The organism is Streptomyces sp. NPDC059785 (assembly GCF_042732375.1).
Taxonomy (GTDB): Bacteria; Actinomycetota; Actinomycetes; order Streptomycetales; family Streptomycetaceae; genus Streptomyces.
On the sequence record NZ_JBHWHV010000041.1, the window covers coordinates 83,339 to 92,332 of the forward strand.

The window sequence follows — 8,994 nt, forward strand, 5'->3', positions numbered from 1 at the left end:
GGCACGGGCGCTGCGAAAACCGGTTTTCCGGCGGTGCGGCGCACCTATAGCCTCGGCGCGTGACTCCAGCCGATCTTGCCCTCGTCATCTCCGACAGCGTCCGGGAAGCAGTGGACGCCGGGAAGCTGCGCGTGCGGGTTCCCGCCTCCGCCCGGATCGAGCGGCCCCGGCAGCGACGTCACGGTGACTACTCCAGCAATGTCGCGCTGCTGCTCGCGAAGCAGGCGGGGATGACGGGCCGGGGCGTCGCGGAGATCCTGGCGCCCCTGGTGGGCGCGGCCCCAGGGGTGGCGAAGGCGGAGGTCGCGGGACCCGGCTTCCTCAACATCACGCTCGACGGCGCCGCCAAGGGCTCCCTCGCCCGGGACATCGTCCTGGCCGGTGCCGCTTACGGACGCTCGGACCACCTCGCGGGGCTCCGGCTCGACCTGGAGTTCGTCTCCGCCAATCCGACCGGTCCGGTGCACATCGGCGGGGCCAGGTGGGCGGTGGTCGGCGACGCGCTGGCCCGGCTGCTCGACGCCGCGGGCGCCGACGTCACCCGGGAGTACTACTTCAACGACGCCGGCGTGCAGATCGACCGCTTCGCCCGGTCGCTGCTGGCCGCCGCGACGGGCGCGCCGGTCCCGGACGACGGTTACCGCGGCGGCTACATCGACGAGATCGCCGCCGAGGTGGGGCGGCGCCACCCGGAGCTGCCCGGCCTGCCGGAGACCGAGGCCCTCGGGATCTTCAAGGCCGAGGGGACCTCCCTCATGTTCGACGAGATCAAGGCGTCCCTGGCTGCCTTCGGCACGCACTTCGACGTCTTCTTCAACGAGAAGGACCTGCACGACCGGGGCGCCCTGGCGACGGCGCTCGCCCGGCTGCGGGAGGGCGGGCACGTCTACGAGGCCGACGGCGCGGTGTGGCTGCGCACCACGGACTTCGGCGACGACAAGGACCGGGTGCTGGTCAAGGGCGACGGCACCTGGACGTACTTCACGGCGGACTGCGCGTACTACCTCGACAAGCGCTCGCGCGGGTTCGAGCGGGTCGTCATCATGCTGGGCGCCGACCACGCGGGCTACGTGGGCCGGATGCGGGCCATGGCCGCGTGCTTCGGCGACGACCCGGACACCCACCTGGAGATCCTGCTCGGCCAGTTGGTGAACCTGGTCAGGGACGGGCGGCCGGTCCGGATGAGCAAGCGGGCCGGCACCGTGCTGACGCTGGACGACCTGGTCGAGGCCGTCGGCGTCGACGCGGCGCGCTACGCGCTCGCCCGGGCCAGCGTGGACGCGATGATCGACCTCGACGTCGGCCTGCTGACCCGGCGCTCGAACGACAACCCGGTCTTCTACGTGCAGTACGCGCACGCGCGGCTGTGCGCCGTGCAGCGCAAGGCCCGGGAGACCGGGGTGAGCACCGGTGGGCCCGAGGAGTTCGAACCGGCGCTGCTCACGCATGAGCGGGAGGCCGATCTCCTCGGTGCGCTCGGCGAGTTCCCCGAGGTGGTGGCGACCGCGGCGGCCCTGCGCGAGCCGCACCGGGTGGCCCACTACCTGGAGCAACTGGCGGGCACCTACCACCGGTTCTACGACGCCTGCCGCGTGCTGCCCCGGGACGGCGAGGAGGCCGGTGACCTGACCCGGGCCCGGCTGTGGCTGACGGACGCCTCCCGGGTGGTGCTGCGCAACGGGCTGCACCTGCTCGGGGTCTCGGCGCCGGAGCGGATGTAGCGCTCGGGAGCCGGGGAGGCGACGGCCGCGGGGCCGGCCCCTGCGGCCGTCGCTCAGCGGCGGACGCGTGGCATGCCCAGGCCGATCCAGGAGATGATCTCGCGCTGGATCTCGTTGTTGCCGCCGCCGAAGGTGAAGATGACCGCCGAGCGGTAGCCCCGTTCCAGCTCCCCGCGCAGGACCGCGCCCGCCGAGCCCTCCTTCAGGGCGCCGGCCGCCCCGACGATCTCCATCAGCCAGGCGTAGGCGTCCCTGCGCGCCTCGGAGCCGTAGACCTTGACGGCCGAGGCGTCCTGCGGGGTGAGCGTGGACTCCTGGACGGCGTTCACCATCTGCCAGTTGATGAGTTTCAGCGCGTCGAGGCGGGTGTGGGTCTGTGCGAGGCGGCGGCGTACCCAGGGCAGGTCGGCGACCCGGCGGCCGTCGGCGAGCTTGGTCTCCCTCGCCCAGTGCTGTACGTCGTGCAGCGCCCGGATCGCCATGGTGCCGTGCGCGGCCAGGGTGACGCGCTCGTGGTTGAGCTGGTTGGTGATCAGCCGCCAGCCGTGGTTCTCGGCGCCGACCCGGCGGGAGACGGGGACGCGCACGTCGTCGTAGTAGCTCGCGGTGGTGTCGTGCGAGGCGAGGGTGTTGATGAGGGTGCACGAATAGCCGGGGTCGGAGGTCGGCACGAGGAGCATCGTGATGCCCTTGTGCGGCGGGGCGTCCGGGTCGGTGCGGACGGCGAGCCAGACCCAGTCGGCCGTGTCTCCGTTGGTCGTCCAGATCTTCTGCCCGTTGACGACGTAGGTGTCGCCGTCGCGGACCGCGCGGGTCTTCAGCGCGGCCAGGTCGGTGCCCGCGCCGGGCTCGGAGTAGCCGATCGCGAAGTCGATCTCACCGGAGAGGATCCTCGGCAGGAAGTACGCCTTCTGTTCGTCGGTGCCGTACCGCATGAGGGTCGGACCGACGGTGTTGAGCGCCATCAGCGGCAGCGGGACGCCCGCCTGCGCCGCCTCGTCGAAGAAGACGAACTGTTCCATGGGGGTCAGGCCGCGTCCGCCGAACTCCTCGGGCCAGCCGACCCCGAGCCAGCCGTCCGTGCCCAGCCTGCGGATGGTCTCGCGGTAGAAGCGCTTCTGCGCGGCCTTGTCCGCCGCTTCCCGCGTCGCGCGGTCCGGCTTCAACTCCGCGAAGTAGGCGCGGAGTTCGGTGCGCAACCGCTGCTGCTCGGGGGTGTATTCGAGATGCACGGCGCCTCCTGGTCCCAGCTCCCCGGTGGACCGGTCGGCCCGCCCCGGACGTGACGGCGCACAGAGTAGAACTCGTTCCAGAAATAGGGAATGGCCGGGCGGGTCGGCAGCAGGCGGCGGGCGGCTCAGCGCAGTGTGGCCATGAAGTCCGTGCACGCCTGGGCGCATTCGCGGCAGGACTTCGCGCTGTCCTCCGCGCCGGGGTGGCCGTCGAACACGGCGGCGCACTCCAGGCACACGTCACGGCACCATTCGAGCTGCACGCGGATGCCCGACTCGTCCTGGCCGGTCTGCTCGGTCAGCATGCGGCACGTCGCGTCGCACACCTCCGCGCACAGGATGCCCTTGCGTCGTAGGAGTTCCTGCTCTTCGGGTCCGTCCGGTTCGGCGAGGCTCGCGCGCAGCGCGCACGCCCGCGCGCAGTCCGTACAGGCCTGGGCGCAGGCGAAGCGGTCCTCCAGGAAGCGGACGAGCTCCTGCTGGGATGTAGTCGAGGTCACTTCATCCGGGTTGCCACGGTTGCCGACGTCAAACGCCCGTGGGGCAGTTGGCGGCCGGGCGCCGCCCTCAGGACACCGCGCGCCGGAGCTCCGGTCGTGCGCCCGGCGCGGCGGGCTCGGCCAGGCCCAGGTGGTCGCGGAGCGTCGTACCGGTGTAGTCGTGCCGGAAGACGCCGCGTTCCTGGAGCAGCGGTACGACCCGGTCGGCGAAGTCGTCGAGCCCGCCCGGGGTGATGTGCGGGACGAGGATGAAGCCGTCGGCCGCGTCCGCCTGGACGAGGGTGTCGATGCTTTCGGCGACGGTGGCGGGCGAGCCCACGAAGGACTGGCGGTTGCCGGTGTTGATGACCAGGTCGCGGATGGACCAGCCGTTGGCGGCGGCCAGCTCCCGCCACTGCCGCGCGGTCTCCAGCGGGTCGCGGTACATCCGCACCTGCGCGCGGCCCTTGGCGATGTGGTTCTCGCCGACGTCCGGTTCGACGTCGGGCAGCGGCCCGTCCGGGTCGTACGACGACAGGTCCCGGTTCCAGACGAACTCCAGGTGCTTGATCGCGGTGGCCCCGCTGACCTGCTGCCTGCGTACCTCGCGGGCGGCGTCCTCGGCCTCGGCGTCGGTGTCGCCGAGCACGAAGGTCGCGGCGGGCAGGATCAGCAGTTGGTCCGGGCTGCGGCCGTAGCGGGCGAGCCGGCCCTTGACGTCGGCGTAGAACTCCCGGCCCGGCTCCAGGGTGCTGTGCCGGCTGAAGATCGCGTCGGCGCTCGACGCGGCGAACTCGCGGCCCTCGTCGGAGTCCCCCGCCTGGAAGATCACCGGTCGGCCCTGCGGGCCGCGCGGCACGTTGAACCGCCCGTGGATGTCGAAGTGCCGACCGGTGTGGACGAAGGCTCCGGCCTTCGCGTCGCTCAGGAAGGTGCCGGTGGCCCGGTCCGCGATGATCTCGTCGCCGTGCCAGGAGTCGAACAGCTCGCCCGCCGTGGCCAGGAACTCCCTGGCCCGCGAGTAGCGCTCCTCCTGCGGCAGGAAGCCGCCGCGGCGGAAGTTCTCGCCCGTGAAGGCGTCCCAGGAGGTGACCACGTTCCAGGCGGCGCGCCCGGCCGACAGGTGGTCGAGGCTGGCGAACTGGCGGGCCACCTCGTAGGGCTCGTTGAAGGTGGAGTTGATGGTGCCGGTCAGCCCGAGGCGGTCGGTGACCGCGGCGAGCGCGGACAGGACGGTGAAGGTGTCGGGGCGGCCCACCACGTCCAGGTCGTAGATCCTGCCGCCCTGTTCGCGCAGGCGCAGGCCCTCGGCGAGGAACAGGAAGTCGAACTTGGCGCGTTCGGCGGTCCGCGCGAAGTGCGCGAACGAGCTGAACTCGATGTGGCTGCCCGCCTTGGGGTCGCTCCAGACAGTGGTGTTGTTGACGCCGGGGAAGTGGGCGGCCAGATGGATCTGCTTCAGGGGCTTGCTCATGGTCGGGGTCCCTCCGGCTCAGGCGGTGGCGGCGTAGCGGTTCGCGGGGCGGGGAAGGCCGAGCAGCCCGCGCAGGGTGTCGCTCTCGTACGCCTGCCGGAAGACGCCCCGGCGCTGGAGTTCGGGCACCAGGCCCCGGGTGATCGCGGGCAGGTCGTGGCCGATCACGGCGGGCCGCAGCCGGAACCCGGCCAGCCCTGCTTCGGTCAACTCCTGCAATACGTCCGCCAGTTGGGCCGGGGTGCCGGTGAACACCCGGGCGTCGCTGCGGTAGGGGCGGCCGGCCAGGGTGTCGAGCAGGTCCCTGCGGTCCTCGGCCGCCGCGGGAGTGTCGCCGAGGAACACCACCAGGTCGCCGAAGAGCAGCAGCGGCTCCGCGGCCCGTCCGGCCGCCGCCTGTTCGGCACGGACGGCCGCGACGACGGCACGGGCCCCGTCGGCGTCGTGCGGGGTCACGTAGCCGATGTCCGCGGACCGGGCGAGCAGCCGGAACGGGCCGCCGTAGGCGCTCTCGTGCGCCAGCGCGCTGACCAGGGGCTGGCCCTGCGGCGGCCGGGGCGTGATCGAGGGGCCCCTGATGCTGAAGTGCCGGCCCTCGAAGTCGATGTAGTGCAGCTTGTCGCGGTCGACGAAACGGCCGGTGGCCGCGTCGCGGATCTCCGCGCCGTCCTCCCAGCTGTCCCAGAGCCGGCGCACCGCCTCGACGTAGTCACCGGCCTCGTCGAGAAGTTCGGCGGCCGGTTCCCGTGCGGCGGGGCCGTCCGGGTCGCGCGGTCCCGGGACCGTACGGCGGCCGAAGTGCGCCGCCTCGTCGGGGCGGGCGGACACCTTGACCCGCAGGCCCGCGCGGCCGTTGCTGACGTAGTCCAGGGTGGCGATGGCCTTGGAGACGTGGAACGGCTCGGTGTGGGTGGCGATCACCGTCGGGATCAGCCCGATGTGCCGGGTCAGCGGTGCGACGCGGGCCGCGACGAGCACCGCGTCGAGCCGGCCGCGCACCTCGTCGGTGCGGCCGTCCGGCTCGGTGGGGTCGGTGGACTGGGGACCGAGCGAGTCCTCGACGGTGACGAGGTCGAGCAGTCCGCGCTCGGCCTCGGCGACGAGATCCGCCCAGTACCCGGCGGTGAACAGCTCGTCCGGACGGGCTTCGGGCGTACGCCAGGCGGCGGGGTGCCAGCCTGCGCCGTCGAGGGCGACGGCGAGATGCAGCGGGGTGGTTCGGGACACGGCGGGGTACTGCCTTCCTGATCGGCCACGGGGATCGCCGGCCCTCGGATGCGGGGCGGGCGGCGGGGACGGGTCAGGGACGACAGAGCGCGCCGGCCACGCGCAGCAGGTCGATGTGCGGCCGTGAGTACAGCCGGACGCAGGCGCGCGGCGAGAGAGCGGCGACGGGGCGGAGGGAACCGGCGGAGCGGTGGAGCGCGGACGCGGAGCGGTCGGGCGCGGGCACGGAGCGGTCGGGCGCGGGCACGGAGCGGTCGAGCGCGGGCACGGAGCGGTCGGGCGCGGACGCGGAAAGGTGGGGCACGGAGGCGGCACGACCGAGCACGAAGGCGGCGCGGTCGAGCGCGGACACGGAGCGGTCGGGCGCGGAAGGTGCGTCGCTCAACTCCCCCATCTCCGACCTCACTTCTGCCGCCTTCGGCTGCGCGCTTCTTCAGGAGCCAACCGCCCGGCTCCGCTTGTTCCGCAAATTAGGCAGCCGCCGGAACGGATGTCAACGCCCGGCCGCCCCGGTGACCACGTGCTGAGACCGTGCGGATGCCTTCTTGACGGCCCTGTGGAGCGCGCTGACACTGACGGGGACGGTCACGATTGTCAGCGCCCGTGAGCGGGAAGCCGCACCCCCGCTCGTACGGTCATCGGCCCCGGCCCGCTGGCAGGCAACCCTTCCACCGCGACGGGGTGCCCCGGGTGACGACCGGGTCCCGCCGGTGCGGCGGGGCAAGCGTGGTCTCGCGTCTCGCGGGCCCCGACAGTGGACCGGTGGACATGCCGAGGAGCGGACTCACGAGGCGCCTGCACATCGACCTGCAACGGGTCTCCAGCGCCTATTAACCCGACCCAACCCGACCCGACCGGTCCGGTACACAAGCGCGGTCCCTCCGTTCCCGTGTTCCCGTCGCGGCGCCCACAAGGCTGCCGGGGCTTCCTCATGCCGTGGAGAGTCATGCCCGAGACCATGTCGCACACCTCCAGCACCACCACGCCGCGTGGCCGTGCCCGCGCCGACAGCTGTCCCGACGCGGGCACGCCCGCCGACGAGTCACCCCGGCCGCGGGTGACTCCGCCGTCCGGCCGGGTGCGGCACTCCGACAGCCGGATCGGTGTCGGGCTCGCCGGTGGTTTCTATCCGGCGCCGCACCGCTACCAGCTCTACCTCTCGGCGGACTGTCCGCGCTCGCTGCGCGTCCGCGCCGCCCTCGACCTGCTCGGGCTCGGCGGCTCGGTCGCCGTCACCCAGCTCGCGCCGTCCGGCGGTACCCCGGACGCGTACGCGTCGCTGCGCCGCGTCTACGAGGCCACCTGGCACCGGTACGACGGCCCGCTCACCGTGCCGGCCCTGTGCGACCGCTGGACCGGACGCGTCGTCAGCAACCGCACGGCCGACATACTGCGCGATCTCGCCGGTCTGTCGGAGACCCGGTCCGCGACGGGGCGGGACCGCGAGCGCGCCTGACGGCCTGAGGGCCACACCGTCCGGCCCGGCCGTTCACGAGGGCGGCCGGGCCCCTCCTTCCTCCAGGACCTGCGGCTTGCGCTCAGGGCCTGCGGCCGCGGAAGGTGCGGCGGAGGTCGTCCACCCACGCGTCCGGGTTCTCCCACGGGATGAAGTGGCCGCCGCGGTCGTGGGCGTTGACGTTGACGTGATTGAAGTAGCCGGCCTGCGGACCGGCGTGGAACGCCCGGACGCGCTCCTCGGCGGTGTGGATGCCGGGCGGGTTCTCGTACGTGACGAAGGTGAGGCCGACCGGGGCCTGCACGACGGGGGTGCGGTCGTGGGCGGGGGTCCAGGGGTACCGGTTGGCGTTGGCGTAGTAACGCATCGACGTGGCGATGGAGTTGTTCGCCCAGTAGATCGTGGCGTGGGTGAGCAGGTCGTCCTTGGTGAAGACGGACTCGACGTCGCCGCCGTCGTCGCTCCAGGCGTGCCAGCGCTCCAGCAGCCAGGCGAGCAGTCCGGCGGGCGAGTCGCTCAGGCCGTGGGCCAGGGTGGCGCCGTCGAGCATGTGCACGGTGAGGTGGGAGGCCCAGCGGCGGTCGAGTTCGGCGATGCGGGCGCGGACGTCCGCGGGCTGGTCGTCCATGCTGGGACGGTTGCGGGCGAAGGTCCAGGCGAGGGGGCCGGAGAAGAAGTCGAGCGGCAGCCCGGAGCCGATGTGGATGCCGTACAGCTCGTCGGCGTACTTGTGGCCGAGCTGGCTGGAGACGATGCCGCCGATGTCGCAGCCCCCGGCGGCGTACTTCTCGTACCCGAGGGTCTCGGTCATCAGGGTGTGCCAGAGGTCGGAGACCTTCCAGAAGTTGACGTCCGGGAAGCCGGTGAGCGGGCCGGGGAAACCGAAGCCGGGCAGGGACGGCACGATGACGTCGAAGGCGTCGGCGGGGTCACCGCCGGAGGCGGCCGGGTCGGCGAGCGGGCCGATCACCTTCGACCAGTGCCAGAACGTCCATGGCCAGCCGTGGGTGAGGATCAGCGGGACCGGGCGGGGGCCGCGCCCCGGCTTGCGCATGAAGTGCACCGGGACACCGGCGACGTCCACCTGGTAGTGCTCGTAGGCGTTGATGGCGGCCTCGGCCGCGCGCCAGTCGTAGCCGTCCCGCCAGTGGGCGAGCAGGTCGCGCAGATAGCTGTTCGGGACGCCGTAGGACCAGTCCTCGTTGGCCTCGTCCAGCGGCGGACGGGTCGAGGCGAGACGCGCACGCAGGTCGTCGAGGACCTCGTCGGACACGTGGAGAGGAGTGGGCTCTAAGGGGAAGGTGTGCGGGGTGTTCATGGCGTGATGTCTTACCAGACGGGGCAGCGGGCGGCGCCGTCGGACAGCCGCCCGTGCCTCGCACGCGGCACGGCAGGGCGCCGGAAG

Annotated in this window: 9 protein-coding genes and 1 riboswitch; of the genes, 3 read left to right on the forward strand and 6 right to left on the reverse strand. The window is 72.6% G+C overall.

All coding sequences use genetic code 11. The annotated features are described in order from the left end of the window. Positions 1-59: 59 nt before the first annotated feature. Entirely contained in the window at positions 60-1,721 is a 1,662-nt protein-coding gene (gene argS / locus ACFV6E_RS27935; RefSeq protein ID WP_385176006.1) for an arginine--tRNA ligase, read from the forward strand. Between the two features lie 53 nt (positions 1,722-1,774). Here the strand turns inward: argS and ACFV6E_RS27940 are convergent, their stop codons facing one another. The 5 genes from ACFV6E_RS27940 to ACFV6E_RS27960 all read right to left on the reverse strand — a co-directional run bounded on the left by ACFV6E_RS27940 (position 1,775) and on the right by ACFV6E_RS27960 (position 6,518). Further along, entirely contained in the window at positions 1,775-2,953 is a 1,179-nt protein-coding gene (locus ACFV6E_RS27940; RefSeq protein WP_385465317.1) for an acyl-CoA dehydrogenase family protein, read from the reverse strand. A 125-nt stretch (positions 2,954-3,078) separates the two neighbouring features. Then, positions 3,079-3,453 (reverse strand): ferredoxin, encoded by a 375-nt coding sequence (locus tag ACFV6E_RS27945; protein ID WP_385176012.1) that lies wholly within the window; start codon positions 3,451-3,453, stop codon positions 3,079-3,081. A 67-nt stretch (positions 3,454-3,520) separates the two neighbouring features. After that, on the reverse strand, positions 3,521-4,906 hold the full coding sequence (locus tag ACFV6E_RS27950; protein WP_385176015.1) for an NtaA/DmoA family FMN-dependent monooxygenase: 1,386 nt from the start codon (positions 4,904-4,906) through the stop codon (positions 3,521-3,523). 18 nt (positions 4,907-4,924) lie between these two features. Next, a complete protein-coding gene (locus tag ACFV6E_RS27955; RefSeq protein WP_385176018.1) occupies positions 4,925-6,133 on the reverse strand; it encodes an LLM class flavin-dependent oxidoreductase in 1,209 nt (402 codons plus the stop codon). Positions 6,134-6,206: 73 nt separating this feature from the next. Next, entirely contained in the window at positions 6,207-6,518 is a 312-nt protein-coding gene (locus ACFV6E_RS27960; RefSeq protein ID WP_385465320.1) for a putative leader peptide, read from the reverse strand. A gap of 198 nt (positions 6,519-6,716) precedes the next feature. Further along, positions 6,717-6,866, forward strand: a riboswitch (SAM riboswitch). A gap of 35 nt (positions 6,867-6,901) precedes the next feature. On the opposite strand from ACFV6E_RS27960, the gene ACFV6E_RS27965 reads away from it, so the two are divergent. Both ACFV6E_RS27965 and ACFV6E_RS27970 read left to right on the forward strand, forming a co-directional pair. Then, positions 6,902-6,967, forward strand: coding sequence for a putative leader peptide (locus tag ACFV6E_RS27965; protein ID WP_385176035.1), 66 nt, complete (start codon positions 6,902-6,904; stop codon positions 6,965-6,967). Positions 6,968-7,079: 112 nt separating this feature from the next. Further along, positions 7,080-7,589: a hypothetical protein gene (locus tag ACFV6E_RS27970; protein ID WP_385176024.1), complete on the forward strand. Its 510-nt coding sequence runs from the start codon at positions 7,080-7,082 to the stop codon at positions 7,587-7,589. Between the two features lie 82 nt (positions 7,590-7,671). Here the strand turns inward: ACFV6E_RS27970 and ACFV6E_RS27975 are convergent, their stop codons facing one another. Further along, complete coding sequence (locus tag ACFV6E_RS27975; protein ID WP_385465323.1) at positions 7,672-8,907, reverse strand: epoxide hydrolase family protein; 1,236 nt, start codon at positions 8,905-8,907, stop codon at positions 7,672-7,674. Between the last annotated feature and the right edge of the window lie 87 nt (positions 8,908-8,994).

What these genes read in the sequence shown, in the direction of transcription:
- ACFV6E_RS27970 (WP_385176024.1), top strand. Translation starts at nt 7,080, where the DNA reads ATGCCCGAGACCATGTCGCACACCTCCAGCACCACCACGCCGCGTGGC.
- ACFV6E_RS27975 (WP_385465323.1), bottom strand. Translation starts at nt 8,907, where the DNA reads ATGAACACCCCGCACACCTTCCCCTTAGAGCCCACTCCTCTCCACGTG.
- ACFV6E_RS27950 (WP_385176015.1), bottom strand. Translation starts at nt 4,906, where the DNA reads ATGAGCAAGCCCCTGAAGCAGATCCATCTGGCCGCCCACTTCCCCGGC.